Here is a 15,154-nt window from a genome sequence, read left to right as displayed (position 1 = left end):
AAAGGCGGAGTCGCGTCGGTGTCAGCCGCCGGCGAGCTGCTGGTCGAGGTCCTGGATCGCGCGCATCATGCCCAGCAGCGAGTCGGACATGTCGTTGATGCCATCGACGGCGTTCTTCAAACCGGTGGTGAGCTCGGAATACCCCTCACCGAACTTGCCCGACGCGTGCTGCGTCTTGAAGTCATCACCCAGCAGCGTGTCGACCTGCGACTTCAGCGTGTCGAGCTGACCCTGAATGTCATCACGAGCCTGCGACAGCGAGTTCGCAACCTGCTCCATCTCCGCATAAGACGCACCGAAATCAGCCATGACGGCCCTCCTGAAAGTAGATGTCCCGACCCCCCTCCGGAGCCGACACCCAAAACCTATCGGCCACCATCCCGCGAGGTCGATGGGGAGAACTCCCCACCTCGGAATCAGCCTTGCCGCGGGGGCGGCTCGGCCTGTGGAAAGTCCCGAGGCGATGTCGGAGGTCCGTGACAAGATTCGAACATGCATTCGAACGGCGGATCGGGCGGCGGGATGGGAAGCGACGGCGACCTGGACGCCCTCGCCCGACTCGTCGCAGATGCCGAAGGTGTCTCGGATGCTGCACGGGCCGTGCAGATCCGCGAGGTGCGGGTGCTCGCCGCGGCCGGTCGGCTTGCCGAGAAGCAGACGGCGGGCTCGTCCGAGAAGGTGAAGGCCCGCGAAATGGCGCTGCGAGGCATCGCGGCGGAGCTCGCCGGGGTGTTCGTCGCCACCGATCGGACGCTGCAGCGGCGGATCGACGAAGCCCGTGACCTCGTGGAGAACTACCCGCTGACCCTCGCTGCGTGGGAGGCGGGCCGGATCGTGCGGGGGCACGTGCGCGTGATTCAGGATGTGGGATGCATCATCCCCGCCGACGCCCGGGGCGAGTTCGAGCGGGTCGCGATCGAGAAGTGCGAGGGTGAGACGCCGAACCGGGTCCGGGCCTCATTGGAATTCCTCGCGCAGCGGTTGCATCCGCGGACGCTCACGGAGCGCCATGAGGAAGCCGCAGCCGGGCGCTGCGTTCGCACCCAGGCGGGGCCGGACGGGATGTCTGATTTGATTGCGACGCTGCCCACGGTGATCGCGGACGGGATCGTCGACCGGTTGACTCGGCAAGCGCGGGAGATCATCAACGCCCGGCCCCACGCGGGGGCGGCGGGTGCGGCGGATGGCGCGGATGGCGCGGATGCGGTGGACGCCGCGGTCGGTGCGGATGATGCGGAAGCCCCGGTCGGCGCCTATGCTGCCGGCACGGCTGCCGACGGATCGGCCCTCGGCGCCGGCGACTTGTTCGGGACGGCCGACATGGAGCGGTCGTCGTTCGTGGGCGACACGCGCACCATCGATCAGGTCCGAGCGGACGTGTTCTCCGACCTCCTGCTCGCCGGAACGCCGGCTCTGGACCCCACCGCCATCGGTGACGGGGGGGGAACGCTCGGGGCGATCCGCGCGCATGTGCAGGTCGCGGTTTCCGCGCTGACGCTGATGGGACTAGACGACGGGCCGGCTGACCTGGTCGGCCGCTCCCCCATCGACGCGGTCACCGCCCGCACGCTCGCAGGCAACGCATCTTCGTGGGACCGGCTGCTGACCCACCCCGTCACCGGCACCGTCGTCGAATGCGACGCGTACAAGCCCACGGCGGCGATGATCCGGCTGCTGCGGGCGCGTGACCGGCACTGCCGGTTCCCCGGATGCCGGCAACCCGCCATCCGGTGCGAAATCGACCACACCACGGCAGCATCCGACGGAGGACGCACAGACGTGTGCAACCTCGCGCACCTGTGCAAGAGGCACCACGACGTCAAACACCACACCCGGTGGCACCTCCGACAACTCCCCGGCGGGAAGCTCGTGTGGACCTCACCGACCGGGCGGATCTACCGCGAAGACGCACCCCCACCCCTCGTCGCCTTCACCATCGGCGAACCACCCGACAGAGCCGATCTCCCACCCGACCAGCAGGCGCGACCGGGCCTATCGGGCCGCGCAGCGGCGCCACCGGACGCGCCACCTCCGTTCTGACGCGTCCCGGTCCAGCCGGATTCGGCTAGCGCGAGACATCGCCCTGCTAGCGGCGTCTCCGCGTGCTCGTGGGGCGGCAGTGAGCGCGCCACGACGCACGGCGGCCCGCACTTCGCCTCGGCAGACCCGCGGTTCATCGGAGGCCGTTCGAGCCTCACCGGCATGAACTCGAGCATCACCGACATCCGTTCCAGGAACATCGGCGTTTCGAGCACACCGATAGGCATCGCGCGTCTATCCCACAGCGCTTCGTCGTCGTCAAGCCCCGCGCCGGAACGCCGGGGACGGGCGTTACATCGAGATCCCACGAACCAATGCGGTACCGAGAGGAGAACCGATGTCGCAGAACTATGGTGAGCCGACGTACGGCTCGCAGGCAGGATCAGCGTCCGGCACGGCCGAGACGGCGAAGCACGAAGCCGGTGAGGTCGCGGGCGCCGCGAAGGCGGAAGCCGGACACGTCGTCGAGACGGCCAAGCACGAGGCTGCGGGTGTCGCCGCCGAGGCGAAGTCGCAGGCCAAGCAGGTCTTCACGCAGTCGAAGCAGCAGCTCACGGAGCAGGCCGCTTCTCAGCAGCAGCGCGTCGCCGAGGGCCTTCGCTCGATCGGCGACGAGCTCGACTCGCTCGCACAGGGCTCGGAGAACCCCGGCGTCGCAACGGATCTGGTCCGCCAGGTGTCGAGCCGCGTCAACGGCGCGTCGGACTGGCTGTCGCAGCGCGACCCCGGATCGCTCGTCGACGAGGTGAAGAGCTTCGCCCGGCGCAAGCCCGGCGTGTTCATCGCGGGCGCCCTGATCGCCGGTGTCGTCGCCGGTCGCCTCACGCGTGCCCTCACGGAGAGTGCCAAGGAGGAGCACGACTCCGCCACCACCGGCGGGTCGGTCGGCGCGTCCACCGGCGTGCCCGCAACGCCTTCGGCGCCCACCCCGGCTCCCGTCGGTGCTCCGCTCGACGTGCCGATCGGCACGCCCGGCGCTGCCGCCACCGGCATCCCGGCGGCACCGTCCGCTCCGTCGTCGGCTCCCGTCGGTGCTCCGCTCGACGAGCCGATCGGCGGCGTCACCGGCGCCGGTGAGTCCACGCCCCTGTACGACAGCTCGCTCGGCCGCACCGCCGACGAGCCGTACACCGAGGGCATCGGGGAGACCCGAGATGACCGATAACCCCACGCCGTCCGAGCAGCAGGCGGCCAACACGTCGCTCGGCGACCTGCTGGGTGAGGTGACGCGCGACCTGTCGGAGCTGATGCGTCAGGAGATCAACCTGGCCAAGGCCGAGCTCAAGCAGTCCGGAACGCGCGCCGGAAAGGGCGCCGGGATGCTGGGCGGTGCGGGATACGCGGCGCTCATGGCGATCTTCTTCCTGTCCGTCGCGCTCTGGTGGGCACTCGGACACCTCGTCGGCCTCGGCTGGTCGGCCGTCATCGTCGCCATCATCTGGGGCGTCGTCGCGGCCGTGCTGTACACCTCCGGGCGGAAGCAGCTCAAGCAGGTGCAAGGCGCACCGAAGACCGCCGAGACCCTGGGCAAGATCCCCGACGCACTGAAGAGAAATGAGGAGAACCGATGACCGATTCACCGGAAGCGATTCGCGCTGAAATCGAGCGCAAGCGCCGCGAGCTGAGCCAAGACACCGACGCCCTCGTCGACAAGGTGACGCCCTCCAAGATCGCCCACCGCCAGACCGACAAGATCAAGGGCGCCCTCGGGTCGGTCCGCGATCGCGTGATGGGCGCAGCCGACGACGCCGGCTCGTCCCTCCACGGCGCCGGATCCTCCGTCGCCGGAAGCGTGTCCGGAGCCGCTCACACGGTGGGCGCGAAGGCCGAGGGCAACCCCCTCGCCGTCGGGCTCATGGCGTTCGCGGGCGGCCTGCTCGTTGCATCCCTCATCCCGGCATCCGCCAAGGAGAAGGGCATCGCCGCCGACGTCAAGGAGCAGGCGCAGCCGCTCCTCGACGAGGCCAAGAGCGTCGCCCAGCAGGTCGGTTCCGACCTGAAGGAGCCCGTGCAGGATGCCGCTGCGGCCGTCAAGGACACGGCGACCGATGCGGTCTCCCACGTCAAGGGCGAGGCGCAGGGCGGGGTCGACAACGTCACCGAGCGCGCCCAGGAGGCCCGCGACAACGTCAGCGGCAGCTGACACCCTCCGCAGCGCGAGCTGCAGCACCATCCGCGCACCGGGACGGCGTTAGCCGCCGACCCGGTGCGCGGTCGCGTCACCCCGCGTAACCGTCCGACCGTTACGCGCCCGACCCCCAGGAGAGACATGAGCCACCAGAGAACCGACGGACGCGACCCCGAGCACCCGGCCAAGCCGGACTCGATCACCGACGTCGAAAAGCCCTCGTGGAAGCACGTGCTCAAGCGCACGGTCCGCGAGTTCAGCCGCGACCAGAGCTCGGACCTCGCCGCGGGCCTCACCTACTACGCCGTACTCTCGGCGTTCCCCGGCCTCCTCGCCGTGTTCTCGCTCCTCGGCGTCATCGGGCAGGGTCAGCAAGCCGCCGACGCGGTGCTCGACATCGTCGGACAGGTCGCGCCCGGAGGCACGGCCGAAACGCTCCGCGGGCCCATCGAGGAGATGGCCACCTCGCCCGCGGCCGGTTTCGCCCTCGTGTCCGGCATCGTCCTGGCCCTGTGGTCCGCCTCGGGCTACGTCGGAGCGTTCAGCCGAGCCATGAACCGCATCTGGGAGATCGACGAGGGCCGCCCCTTCATCAAGCTGAAGCCCCAGCAGCTGGGCGTCACGGTGCTGGCCGTCGTGCTGATCGTCATCGCGCTCGTCCTGCTCGTGGTGTCGGGACCTGTCGCCCAGGCCATCGGCGATGCCATCGGTCTCGGCGACACGGCGGTGCTGATCTGGCAGATCGCGAAGTGGCCGGTGCTGGCGCTCATCGTGGTGCTGCTCGTGGCCGTGCTCTACTATTTCGGCCCCAACGCGAAGCAGCCGAAGTTCCGGTGGATCAGCGCGGGCGCGGTCATCGCGATCGTGATCCTCGCCATCGCCACCCTCGGCTTCGGCATCTACGTCGCGAACTTCTCGAACTACGAGCGCACGTACGGATCCTTCGCCGGCGTGATCGTGTTCCTGCTGTGGCTGTGGATCACCAACCTCGCGCTGCTGTTCGGTGCCGAGTTCGACGCCGAGCTCGAGCGCGGCCGCGAACTGCAGGCCGGTATGCCCGCCGAAGACACCATCCAGCTGCCCCCGCGCGACACCAAGCGCATCGAGAAGATGGAGAAGCAGGAGGCCGAGGAACGCGCCGAAGCCCACCGGCTGCGGAGCACCGGCGGCAAGTCGGATTCCTGACCCGATCGCAGTACTGCTGCCCTGATGGCCCCGGCCGTCAGGGCAGCAGTGCGATGCGGTCGTCGAGATACGCGGCCAGCGGCATCCGCGCTCCCGGGGCGAAGGTGACGGTCACGACATCGTCCACCCGCGCGAGCGGTCCCGACGCGCCGCCCGCATCGACGGCCGCGAGATCGACGGCGGTCCAGTCCAGGTGCACCGCCTCACCCTCCGCGAACCCACCGCGGAAGGCGGCGGCAGCACGCTCCGAACGCGCCCGCTGCGCCTCGGCCGTATAGCCGCGGATCGCCTCGGCGCGTGCGCGCAGCAGCTCGCCCGTCGCGAAGACCTCCTCGTCCGCGATCAGCAGCACACCCAGGTGCCACGCATCGCCGACGGGCAGGATGCGGGCGGCGCGCCCGAACCCGAGAAGACGTCGCCCCTCGCTCCGGACGCCCAACCGCTCGCGCGGCACCCCGACCAGCCGCCGACGCGCGTCGGCGATGAGCTCGGTCGCAGAGGCCGCCATACCGTCGATGCTATTGACCGTCGTCGTCGGCCGCGCGCACCTTGCGCTCCGCCGAAGCGACCGCATCACGAGCGGCGGCCACGGTCCGGTCGAGCTCGTCGACCGACGCGTCCGCCGCCTCGGCATCCTCCGACACGCGCGCGAGATCCCGGCGAAGCTCCTCCACCCGCTCGTGCAGCCTGTCGGCCTTCTCACGCGCTGCCGCCTGACGCTCCTCCACGCGCTTGAGCGCTCGCGCCGCCTCGCTCGCTTCGCGCTGCGCCTCGCGTCTGCGCTTGTCCGCCTCGCGCCGCGCGCGGCGCTCGGCCAGGTCGTCACGCTGTCGCGGCGGCGGCTCGGGCGCACCCGGGATCGATCCCGCGACCCGGTCGGCCAGGTCGCCGACGTCCAGCGATCCCGGCTCGAGGGGGCGCACGAGCCGGCCGGCGCTGACGACGGCACCCGCGACCGCATCGACGATGGCGGCGTTGACGGTGCGCTCGACCTCGTCGCGCGCGGCCGACGTCAACGTGACGTCGGCCTCGGCGGCGAGATCGGCAGACCTGCGTGCGAGAGCTGCGACGAGCGCCCGCCGCTGCTTTCCGAGGCGTGCCAGCTCGGCGGCATCCAGATCGTCCTGCGCTTCGCGCAGCGCCGCCGAGAGCTCGAGCGCCTCGCGGAACGTCGCGTCGTGGCTGAGGACATTGACCGCCCACGCGGCGACGGTCGGCTTCCGCAGCCCCCGGATCCTCGCGCCGAGGTCGCCGCCGACATCGGCCGCGCGTTCGTTCCGCGCGGCGACGAAGCCCGTCGGCGGCACGCTCAGGAGGTCGGCGGCCGCCGCGTCGAAAGCATCGCGATCAGCGTCACGGTCACTGTCGCCGGCCCGGTCGCTGTCGCCGCGCCGCGTTCCGTTCGCTGCCATGCCGCCATTGTCACCGACGGCGATCACACGCGCGCGGCATCAACTCGCCGTCGACGACATCGAATGCCGGGAGATCCGCGAACACATCGTCGTCGAGCGAGCCGGGACCCAGCGGCTCGGACTCGTCTTCGGGACGGGGATCGATACTCATCGACCTCAACTGTGGTCCGCGATCCACCGAGCGTCGAGGCCTTGACAATCAGATTGGGGTTCGCCCTCCGGCGGATTAATGTGTTCCTCGTGGGCACGATCTACTACGGAGACGGCGCATCGCCGATCCACATCGAAGACCGCACCTTGGCGCACCTCAAGGTGGTCATCGCGACCAAGTTGCGGCGCGGCGAGAGCTTCACGCTCTCGTGGCGGCACCCCGAGGGCGAGCCCACGGGACGCAGCACCGTCTGGCTGCACCCGTCCATCCCGCTGCGGTTCGTCTTCGACGACCCCGAACCGACCACGCTCAGCCGCGAGTGGGTCGAGGAGATGGCGAACTCCGCGAACTCCTCCGGCGGCATCATGGTCATCACCGAGCACCTCGAAGGCCCCGGCGCGATCTCGCATTCCGGCAACGACACCACCGCCTGAACCGGCGGGACGGCTCCCGGAGGCGGCGACCCCTGAGGCGACGGGCGTCAGCCCAGTTCGGGTGCGCCGTCGTCGGTGGGCTCGGGCACCAGGGTGAGGCCCGCGGGGCCGCTGGCGACCTGCATCAGCTCTTCGACCCAGTGCCGGTTGATGCGCGGCTGCCTGCTGCCCGAGAAGTGGAACTGCAGCGGCACGGACGGATGGATCCAGTAGCTGCGACGCTCACCCCCGCGCGGCAGGTCGATGTCGAACATGAACGGCTCGGAACGGCGCAGCTTGTTCATGATGACGATGCGCAGGTGCGCCAGAGTCCGGTCGTCGATTTCGACGGAGTTCCCCAGCGTGTCGTAGATGAATCGGCCCACGCAGCGAGCCTAACGCGCGACGGTCGGTCCACTAAACGACGGACCGGGATGCTCGAGCGTTATCGGTCGATCTCAGCGGATGCCTCGATCGCGAGCATCTCGGCGGCACCCTCTTCGACGCCGATCGGCACGACCACCGGGCGGCCGGCGCTGAACGCATCCCACTCGCGGAGGACGACCCGCTCGACCTCGGTCACGGCGATCGATGGATTCGCGGCGGCCAGGCGCGACACGACGCCGGAGAACGACGTCACCACCTGGCCTTCGATGGCGAAGCGCTCCTCGGTCGGGGTCACCGGAAGGGAACACATGTTCCCATGCTGTCACGCGGCCGAGCGCAGGACGAATGTCAATCTGCGGGCTTTCTCCGCTGCCTAGCTTCTCGTCAGCCGCGGTCGCCGCGGGCCTGCTCGGCGCGCGGGTCGGGCTCGTGCGGGTCGACCTCATCGACCGCCTGCTGCAGGCGGCCGAGGCACGCGATGACCGCTCGCGTCTCCTCGACGGTCATCCCGTCGACGGCGGCGATCATGCGCTCGTGCATGCGGCCGAGCGTCTCCCGCACCTCGTCGTCCGACTTCTCGGTCGCCACGACGTGGACGCTGCGCCGGTCGCTCGGGTGCGCTTGACGGGTGACGTGGCCCGACTTCTGGAGCCGGTCGATCAGCGCCGTCGTCGAGGCCGTCGAGATGCCCAGGTAGCGCGAGAGCTCGGTCGGGCCGACGAGCCGTCCGTCGCCGTGCGCCTTGATGAGGTAGCGCAGGACGAGCAGTTCGTTCTCACCCATCGACATCGAGTCTCGCGTTCGACGGCGCATGGCCGCTTCGGCCGCCCGGTAGAGGCGGAAAGCCTGGAGCACCGCGATGCCGCGCTCACGCGGGGTACCCGGATCGTCCGCGTCCGACGGGTACCAGTAATGCGTGGGCGTCGGGACATCGGGCACTCAGGCATCCTAAACGGAGCTCGGGGGTGCGCGCATGCGGCACGCGTGGCATTGACGCGACCGTCGTTCCGTGCGATCGGGCCGACCGCAGGTCGATCAGCGGCCGCGGTCGTACCCCAGCGCCGGGCCGTCACCGTCGATCGCGGGGCCCGTCGACCCGGCGTCGGACACGCCGTCGGACAGACCGTCCGACGCGGTGGCGCGCGCGCGACGCGCGCTCCTGCTGAGCAGCACGGCCGCTCCCGCCGCGGACAGGAGGGTGCCGAGGAGCACCCCGAGACGCGCACCGTCGGTGTGCACGCCGTCGGCGAAGGACAGGCCCGTGATGAGCAGCGACACGGTGAACCCGATGCCGCACAGCAGCCCGATGGGGAGGAGATCGCGAATGCCGACGCCGTCGGGCAGCCGCAGGGGTGTGGTGCGCGTGACGAGCGCCGTCGCGGCCAGCACCCCGGTCGCCTTGCCGATGACGAGACCCATCACGATGGCGAGCACGACGGGCTGGGCCACGACCGCGAGGGGGTCGCTGGCTCCCACGACGCTGACACCGGCGGCGAAGAACGCGAAGATCGGCAGCGCGATGCCCGAAGAGAAGGGACGAACGAGGTCGTCGTACGTGTCGGTGCGCGCGACACTCTCGCCGCGCAGCGGGCGGGCGGGAACCGCGAAGCCCAGCAGCACCCCGGCGATCGTCGCGTGGATGCCCGATGCGTGCAGGAAGCCCCAGACGACGAGACCGAGCGGCAGCAGCATCCACCACCGCGCCCACCGCCGACGGACCACGACGGCGAACACCGCGGCGGTGGCGAGTGCGACGGCAAGAGCTGCGAGGTTGATCGTCGCGGTGTAGAAGATCGCGATGATCAGGATGGCGAGCAGATCGTCCACGACCGCCAGGGTCAGCAGGAACGTGCGCAGGCCCGGCGGCAGCCCCCGGCCGAAGATCGCCAGCACCGCCAGCGCGAACGCGATGTCGGTCGCGGTGGGGATCGCCCAACCGTGGAGCGCCTCGGTGTCGCCCGAGATGAGGATCACGGCGGTGAAGACGATCGCGGGGAGCAGCATCCCGCCCACGGCGGCGATCACCGGCACTGCCGCCTCCCGCGGTCGCCGCAGGCTCCCCGCGACGAACTCGTGCTTGAGCTCGACGCCGACCACGAAGAAGAACAGCGCCAGCAGTCCGTCGGCGGCCCAGGTCGACAGCGACAGGTCGAGATGCAGCGCCTCCGGGCCGACCGTCAGCTCGGAGAGCGAGCGGTACGAATCGGCGAACGGCGAGTTCGCCCAGATCAGCGCGAGAGCTGCGGCCGCCAGCAGGAGCGCGCCGCCCGTCGTCTCACGGGACAGCCACCGGCGGAGCCGGGCTCGGCGGGGAAGTGCGTCATACATGCGTGGGAACCTCTCGTCCTCCGTCGACGCTCGCCGACGGACATGTCGACCAGACTTCCCGACGCACCGCCGACCAGTTTACCCGTCGCCCCTCGGGTCGCCCGCCGCGCAGCCGCCCGCAGCTCAGCCGCCCGCCGCGCAGCCGCCTGCCGCTACCCGCCTGCCGCCAGGGCGGTCTCCGGCTCCTTCGGGGTTCGCGCCACGTGCAGCTCCGCGATGCGACGGCGATCCAGCCGTGTCACCTCGATCGTGGCCCCGTCGACCTCGATGCGGTCACCGACGCGGGCAAGGCGTCCGAGCTGCTCGATGACGAAGCCCGCGACGGTGTCGGAGGTGCCTCGCGGGATGGAGATGCCGGTGGCTTCCTCGAAGTCCTGCAGGTTGAGCCGACCGTCGACGGGCCCGCCGTCGCCGCTGAGCCGGTGCGGCATCGCCTCGGTGTCGTACTCGTCGACGATCTCTCCCACGACCTCCTCGACGAGGTCCTCGAGGGTGACGATGCCGTCGGTGCCGCCGTACTCGTCGACGACGACGGCGATCTGACTGCCTTCCGCGCGCATCGACGTGAGCGTGGGCAGCAGGCGCGCGGTCGAGGGGAAGTAGCGGATCGGTCGCACGATCGAGGCCAGCGGCTGCGCGTCGTCGGTGCCGGCGGCATCCAGCACGTCGCGCACGTGGACGAAGCCCGCGACGTCGTCGATCGTCTGGTCGATGATGGGGTATCGCGAGTACGGCAGGTCGCGCACGAGCGCGGCGGCCTCCCCCACCGTCTCGCTCCCGGGCAGCGACACGACCTCGGGACGCGGGCGCATCACCTCGCTCAGCTGACGGTCGCGGAGCGAGAGCACGTCGTCGAGGATTCGCCGCTCGTCCTCGGGAAGACCCTCATGGCTCGAGACGATGTCGCGGAGCTCCTCGTCGCTGAGCTCTTCACCGGTCTTGTTGGGATCGCCGCCCAGCAGTCGCACGAGCAGGTTCGTCGACAGCGACAGCAGCCAGATGACCGGGCGCATCAGCGTGGCGAACCCGGCGAGCACCGGTGCGACGCCGTAGGCGAACGCGGCGTTGCGCTGGATGGCGAGCCGCTTGGGCACCAGCTCGCCGAGCACGAGGGAGAGGTAGGCGATGATGAGCGTCAGCACGATCGTGGCGACCGTCATCGATGCGGCCTCGGACAGGCCCCACGAGACCAACAGCGGAGCCAAAGAGGGCGCGATCGACGAGGCGCCATAGGCGGCCGAGGCGAACCCGGCGACCGTGACGCCGATCTGCACGGCGGAGAGGAAGGTGTTGGGGTTCCGCGCGAGAGCCGCGACCTTCTCTCCGCGCTTGCCGCGGAGCGCCAGCGCATTCACCTGGCTGTCGCGCAAGGTGACGAGGGCCATCTCGGTCGCGGCGAAGACACCGCCGATCAGCACGAAGACGACGACGAGGACGATGTTGAGCAGCAGGTCGCCGCTCATCGGCGAACCTCCCGCGAGAGACGGGACGCGCCCGGGGTCACCCGGGCGCCGGGACTGTCGGAGTCGGAGGCCGGCACGGCTCGATGCGTCATCGGACAAACGTAGCGGCATCCGCTCGGGATCCGCTGAACGGTCGCCCGGCCACTCCGCTCGTGATACACCGCGAGCTTGGTCCGAACGGGCCTGGCACGCGCGGGATGTGTCACGATGCTGAGATGGACGAGGGTGTTTCCGCCGAACTCCAGGCGCTCCGCGCTCGCGCCTATGCGCCGGGCGGCGACATCGCCCACGACGCCGCCGCGCTCGCGCGTCTGACCGAGCTCGAGGAACGTGAGCGCGAGCGACGGATCCGTCGGATGCCGGGCTCCGCCGCGGCGTCCCCGGGAGAGAGTGCGCCAGCACCCGGTCTGCCGCTGCCGGCGACCATCGAGAGTGTTCCGGCCCTGGCGTCCGAGCGGGAGACGGAGGGAGGGGCCGAGCAGGAGACCGGGGCCGGGGCCGGGGCCGATCGCGACGCTGGGGCCGACGCCGAACCGGCCGGAGTACCGGACGACGGCGAGGTCGGCGCGGGACGCCTCCGCGGGCGGCCGCTGCGGTCGATGCTCGCGTGGGCCGGCTCGCTCGTCGCCGTCGCCGTCCTCGCGGTCGGCGTGACCGCCTTCGCGACCGCGCGCACGGCATCGACGGCGACAGCCCTGCCGGAGGATGCCCGGGTGTCGCACGTCACGACGCTGCTGCCCACCGGCACGGATCTTCCCGCTTTCTTCGGCAGCTACGCCGACGGTCGTGACGGACGCTCGTTCGAGCCGTTCTACGGACTCGCCGTCTTCGAGACCGACACCTTCTGGGCCCCGGATGAGGGCGACGATTCGTGCGTCTTCGTCACGCGGGTCTCGGATGTCGAATCCTCGACCAATGACTCCTGGTCGGGCTTCATGAACCAGGGCTGCTCGGCGGGTGCGTTCCCGGCCTCGGTGTCCTTCGTCGTCCGCGACGACCAGCCCGAGGAACTGCTGTCGCGCTACCCCGTCGGCACCGCGCTGCAGTTCGTGCTCACGGATGCCGGAGTCGACGTGTTCGTCTCCGATGCGCCCCCCTCGACCGCGGCGCCGTCGTCGGGATCGTCGGAGACTCAGCCCGCCGGCTGAGTGAGGATGTCGGATTCCGCCGTGACGCCGTTGAGCTCGACGTAGACGTGCCGCTCGGTCACCGAGACGGTGATGGTGTTGCGGCGGTCCAGCGCTGAGACGAGGCCCTCGAGGAAGCCCGGCTCGAAGCTGTGGAGGGCGATCTCGGACGCGCGGTGGATCTTCTTGCCCGCCCACGCCGCCGCGACGGGGCCGGGGTTGCGCTGGGTGTAGACCGCGACACGGCCGGCCTGCTTGCTGCCGAGGTGCAGCCGCGCGGCATCCGGGGCCCCCACCTCGATCCAGGCGACGATCGAACCGGTCAGGTCGCGCACGAGGACGGCCGGCTCATCCTTGGCCGCGATTCCCTCGGTGAAGTCGATGCCCTCTTCGTATTCGAGGCAGTACGCGAGCAACCGGGTCAGCATGTAGACGTCCGTCTCGGACGGATGCCGCGCGACGCGGAGCGCGAACGACTCGTACACCCCGCGGTCGACGTCGGCGAGCGTCGCATCGAACGTGTGGATCGTCGCCCCGGCAGCCATGAGGACCGAGCCTAGCCGCCCCCGTGTGCACCACCGTGTGCGACGCTGTTCTCATGCGGATCGCACTGACGGGATCATCGGGAAAACTCGGCACGGTCGTCGCTCGTGAGCTCACGGCGACGGGGCACGAGGTCATCGGCTTCGACGTCGTCGGTGCGCGCGGGCCCTCCTTCGTGCAGATCGACCTCACCGACTACGGTCAGGTCGTCGATGCCTTCGGGGCTGTCGGCGACCGTCATGAGGGGGTCGACGCGATCGTGCACCTGGGCGCGGTCCCCGCCCCCGGCATCCGGCCCGACATCGCGACGTTCCACAACAACATCGCGGCGACCTTCAACGTCTTCCACGCCGCGACGCGCCTGGGCATCGATCGCATCGTCTACGCCTCGAGCGAGACGGTGCAGGGGCTGCCGTTCGACGTCCCGCCGCCGTACATCCCCGTCGACGAGGAGTACCCGGCCCGCCCCGAGTCCGTGTACTCGTTGGTGAAGCACCTCGAGGAGCAGCTCGCGATCGAACTCGTCCGCTGGCACCCGGGGCTGTCGATCACCGCGCTGCGGTTCTCGAACGTCATGGTGCCCGAGGACTACGCCGAGTTCCCCTCCTTCGACGCTGATGCGACGCGCCGCAAGTGGAACGTGTGGAGCTACATCGACGCCCGCGACGGCGCCCAGGCGGTGCTTCGTGCGCTCGAGAACGCCCCGGCCGGCTTCGACCGATTCCTCATCGCCGCCGCCGACACCGTCATGTCTCGGCCGAACTCCGAGCTCGTGGCGGAGGTGTTCCCGGGCGTCGAGATCCGGGGCGATCTCGGCACGAACGAGTCGCTCTTCTCCACCGAGAAGGCGCGGCGACTTCTGGGCTACGAGCCGCAGCACTCCTGGCGCGACCACGTCTGAGAACAGCAGGCTGTCGTTCATCGAGTGGTGGTGGACACGTGGCGGCGCCTCACGCGACGTCTCCGCTCTCAGCCAACTGATCTCGCAGCACCCTCCGCGCGCGAGACAGTCGGGCTCGGACAGCGGTAGGCGGCTTGCCGAGAATCGTTGCGACTTCTTCCTGTGTGAACCCGTCCCAATAAACCAGGCGCACGATCTCCTGATCTATCCCGGGGAGGCACGCGATGAGGGAGCGAACATGTTCGTTCAGCTCGTGATCTCCCGCCGCCGGAGCACGCTGGGAGACGAGGTCCGCCGCGAGCGACGCTCGCAGCCGGTCGCTCAACGCAGATCGGCGGCTGCGGCCGCGCCGATATCGTGACAACGTCTTGCGGGCGATGCCGAACAGCCAGGCGCGAAGCAGGTCGGGCTCGACGCCACGCGTTCGGCTGGACTGCCAGGCCGCGAGGAACGTCTCGCTCACCAGGTCGGCGGCGTCCTCGAGCGGGACATCGCGCCTGACGAAGAAGCCGAGCAACCCGCTCGCCTCGCGCCGAAACGCTTCGGCCAGATCGGAGCTCTCCGGCGCGGACGTCGACCGTGTCACTGCGACGCTCAATGCAGTCGCCCCGTGCAGTCGGTCTGCATCTCGGCGGCCCCACCGCGGCCCATGGCGAGTCCGAGTTCCTTCTCGACGTCGAGCACGATGAAGTAGAGCATCGACTCGGAGAGAGCGCTCCGCGCCGACTGGGGCTCCCAATCGGGACTGCTTCCGTCGCCCGGCAGCCAGTCGACCGAGTCGGGGAGATCAGCGGTCGTCCCCTCCTTCTCGCCGGTGAGGACGAGTGCGTAATCGTAGATCCGCTGACCGATGCCGTCGGCGGCGAATTCGTGCGTTTCGTAGTACTCCGTGACCTCCGCCAGTCGGGGTGAGAAGAGGGAACTCGCGATGTGGGCGGTGCACGAGACCGTCACCCCGGTATCGGTCATGTACTCGACCGCGATGGGAACATCCAACCGCGTCATCTGATCGGCAACGACGGCACCCGCCGTCAACGCACCCACCGCTACGGCCGCTCCCGGGACGAGCCACAGAA

At 70.0% G+C, this 15,154-nt stretch carries 20 protein-coding genes; 8 read left to right on the top strand and 12 right to left on the bottom strand.

Translation table 11 applies throughout. The annotated features are described in order from the left end of the window. Nucleotides 1-21: 21 nt before the first annotated feature. Nucleotides 22-309 (bottom strand): WXG100 family type VII secretion target, encoded by a 288-nt coding sequence (locus ACPYN5_RS08720; RefSeq protein ID WP_424448590.1) that lies wholly within the window; start codon nucleotides 307-309, stop codon nucleotides 22-24. Between the two features lie 183 nt (nucleotides 310-492). Here ACPYN5_RS08720 and ACPYN5_RS08715 point away from each other — a divergent pair, with 183 nt between their 5' ends. The 5 genes from ACPYN5_RS08715 (at nucleotide 493) to ACPYN5_RS08695 (ending at nucleotide 5,353) form a co-directional block, all read left to right on the top strand. Beyond that, on the top strand, nucleotides 493-2,040 hold the full coding sequence (locus ACPYN5_RS08715; protein WP_424448589.1) for an HNH endonuclease signature motif containing protein: 1,548 nt from the start codon (nucleotides 493-495) through the stop codon (nucleotides 2,038-2,040). Between the two features lie 337 nt (nucleotides 2,041-2,377). Continuing rightward, complete coding sequence (locus tag ACPYN5_RS08710) at nucleotides 2,378-3,205, top strand: hypothetical protein (protein WP_424448588.1); 828 nt, start codon at nucleotides 2,378-2,380, stop codon at nucleotides 3,203-3,205. Then, complete coding sequence (locus ACPYN5_RS08705) at nucleotides 3,195-3,611, top strand: phage holin family protein (RefSeq protein ID WP_424448587.1); 417 nt, start codon at nucleotides 3,195-3,197, stop codon at nucleotides 3,609-3,611. Before ACPYN5_RS08710 ends, ACPYN5_RS08705 begins: the two co-directional genes overlap by 11 nt. After that, a complete protein-coding gene (locus ACPYN5_RS08700) occupies nucleotides 3,608-4,183 on the top strand; it encodes a DUF3618 domain-containing protein (RefSeq protein WP_424448586.1) in 576 nt (191 codons plus the stop codon). The genes ACPYN5_RS08705 and ACPYN5_RS08700 overlap by 4 nt, the downstream gene beginning before the upstream one ends. Nucleotides 4,184-4,309: 126 nt before the next feature. Beyond that, on the top strand, nucleotides 4,310-5,353 hold the full coding sequence (locus ACPYN5_RS08695; protein ID WP_424448585.1) for a YihY/virulence factor BrkB family protein: 1,044 nt from the start codon (nucleotides 4,310-4,312) through the stop codon (nucleotides 5,351-5,353). Nucleotides 5,354-5,390: 37 nt separating this feature from the next. Here ACPYN5_RS08695 and ACPYN5_RS08690 read toward each other — a convergent pair whose 3' ends face one another. From ACPYN5_RS08690 to ACPYN5_RS08680, 3 genes are read right to left on the bottom strand one after another with little or no spacing between them, the layout of a single operon-like run. After that, the gene (locus ACPYN5_RS08690; RefSeq protein ID WP_424448584.1) at nucleotides 5,391-5,861 is read right to left on the bottom strand and encodes a glutaminase; all 471 of its coding nucleotides are present in this window, start codon (nucleotides 5,859-5,861) and stop codon (nucleotides 5,391-5,393) included. A 10-nt stretch (nucleotides 5,862-5,871) separates the two neighbouring features. Beyond that, nucleotides 5,872-6,765 carry a coiled-coil domain-containing protein gene (locus ACPYN5_RS08685; protein ID WP_424448583.1) on the bottom strand — a complete coding sequence of 298 codons (894 nt, stop codon included), beginning with the start codon at nucleotides 6,763-6,765 and terminating at the stop codon, nucleotides 5,872-5,874. Nucleotides 6,766-6,775: 10 nt separating this feature from the next. Further along, nucleotides 6,776-6,916, bottom strand: a complete 141-nt coding sequence (locus ACPYN5_RS08680; protein ID WP_424448582.1) for a hypothetical protein — start codon at nucleotides 6,914-6,916, stop codon at nucleotides 6,776-6,778. Between the two features lie 89 nt (nucleotides 6,917-7,005). On the opposite strand from ACPYN5_RS08680, the gene ACPYN5_RS08675 reads away from it, so the two are divergent. Then, the gene (locus ACPYN5_RS08675; RefSeq protein WP_424448694.1) at nucleotides 7,006-7,350 is read left to right on the top strand and encodes a DUF7882 family protein; all 345 of its coding nucleotides are present in this window, start codon (nucleotides 7,006-7,008) and stop codon (nucleotides 7,348-7,350) included. A gap of 47 nt (nucleotides 7,351-7,397) precedes the next feature. Here the strand turns inward: ACPYN5_RS08675 and ACPYN5_RS08670 are convergent, their stop codons facing one another. The 5 genes from ACPYN5_RS08670 to ACPYN5_RS08650 all read right to left on the bottom strand — a co-directional run bounded on the left by ACPYN5_RS08670 (nucleotide 7,398) and on the right by ACPYN5_RS08650 (nucleotide 11,507). Further along, a complete protein-coding gene (locus ACPYN5_RS08670; RefSeq protein ID WP_424448581.1) occupies nucleotides 7,398-7,715 on the bottom strand; it encodes a DUF7882 family protein in 318 nt (105 codons plus the stop codon). 59 nt (nucleotides 7,716-7,774) lie between these two features. Continuing rightward, the gene (locus ACPYN5_RS08665) at nucleotides 7,775-8,026 is read right to left on the bottom strand and encodes a hypothetical protein (RefSeq protein WP_424448580.1); all 252 of its coding nucleotides are present in this window, start codon (nucleotides 8,024-8,026) and stop codon (nucleotides 7,775-7,777) included. Nucleotides 8,027-8,100: 74 nt separating this feature from the next. Beyond that, nucleotides 8,101-8,655 carry a MarR family winged helix-turn-helix transcriptional regulator gene (locus tag ACPYN5_RS08660; RefSeq protein ID WP_424448579.1) on the bottom strand — a complete coding sequence of 185 codons (555 nt, stop codon included), beginning with the start codon at nucleotides 8,653-8,655 and terminating at the stop codon, nucleotides 8,101-8,103. 96 nt (nucleotides 8,656-8,751) lie between these two features. Next, nucleotides 8,752-10,044, bottom strand: a complete 1,293-nt coding sequence (gene nhaA / locus ACPYN5_RS08655; protein WP_424448578.1) for a Na+/H+ antiporter NhaA — start codon at nucleotides 10,042-10,044, stop codon at nucleotides 8,752-8,754. 152 nt (nucleotides 10,045-10,196) lie between these two features. Further along, nucleotides 10,197-11,507 carry a hemolysin family protein gene (locus ACPYN5_RS08650; RefSeq protein WP_424448577.1) on the bottom strand — a complete coding sequence of 437 codons (1,311 nt, stop codon included), beginning with the start codon at nucleotides 11,505-11,507 and terminating at the stop codon, nucleotides 10,197-10,199. A gap of 215 nt (nucleotides 11,508-11,722) precedes the next feature. Between ACPYN5_RS08650 and ACPYN5_RS08645 the strand changes: the two genes are divergently transcribed. Then, nucleotides 11,723-12,655: a hypothetical protein gene (locus tag ACPYN5_RS08645; RefSeq protein WP_424448576.1), complete on the top strand. Its 933-nt coding sequence runs from the start codon at nucleotides 11,723-11,725 to the stop codon at nucleotides 12,653-12,655. On the opposite strand, the gene ACPYN5_RS08640 is transcribed toward ACPYN5_RS08645, so the two are convergent. After that, nucleotides 12,640-13,179: a YaeQ family protein gene (locus ACPYN5_RS08640; RefSeq protein ID WP_424448575.1), complete on the bottom strand. Its 540-nt coding sequence runs from the start codon at nucleotides 13,177-13,179 to the stop codon at nucleotides 12,640-12,642. The genes ACPYN5_RS08645 and ACPYN5_RS08640 overlap by 16 nt on opposite strands. Before the next feature lie 53 nt (nucleotides 13,180-13,232). Between ACPYN5_RS08640 and ACPYN5_RS08635 the strand changes: the two genes are divergently transcribed. Further along, complete coding sequence (locus ACPYN5_RS08635; protein WP_424448574.1) at nucleotides 13,233-14,078, top strand: NAD-dependent epimerase/dehydratase family protein; 846 nt, start codon at nucleotides 13,233-13,235, stop codon at nucleotides 14,076-14,078. Between the two features lie 49 nt (nucleotides 14,079-14,127). On the opposite strand, the gene ACPYN5_RS08630 is transcribed toward ACPYN5_RS08635, so the two are convergent. Both ACPYN5_RS08630 and ACPYN5_RS08625 read right to left on the bottom strand, forming a co-directional pair. Next, the gene (locus ACPYN5_RS08630) at nucleotides 14,128-14,664 is read right to left on the bottom strand and encodes an RNA polymerase sigma factor (protein ID WP_424448572.1); all 537 of its coding nucleotides are present in this window, start codon (nucleotides 14,662-14,664) and stop codon (nucleotides 14,128-14,130) included. An 8-nt stretch (nucleotides 14,665-14,672) separates the two neighbouring features. Continuing rightward, the gene (locus ACPYN5_RS08625; RefSeq protein WP_424448571.1) at nucleotides 14,673-15,047 is read right to left on the bottom strand and encodes a hypothetical protein; all 375 of its coding nucleotides are present in this window, start codon (nucleotides 15,045-15,047) and stop codon (nucleotides 14,673-14,675) included. Nucleotides 15,048-15,154: the final 107 nt, after the last annotated feature.

The sequence above is a fragment of the Microbacterium arborescens genome (genome assembly GCF_049707515.1).
In the GTDB taxonomy this organism is placed as follows: domain Bacteria; phylum Actinomycetota; class Actinomycetes; order Actinomycetales; family Microbacteriaceae; genus Microbacterium; species Microbacterium arborescens_B.
Note: the sequence above shows the minus strand (reverse complement) of the source record. Positions and strands in the feature narration are given on the sequence as shown.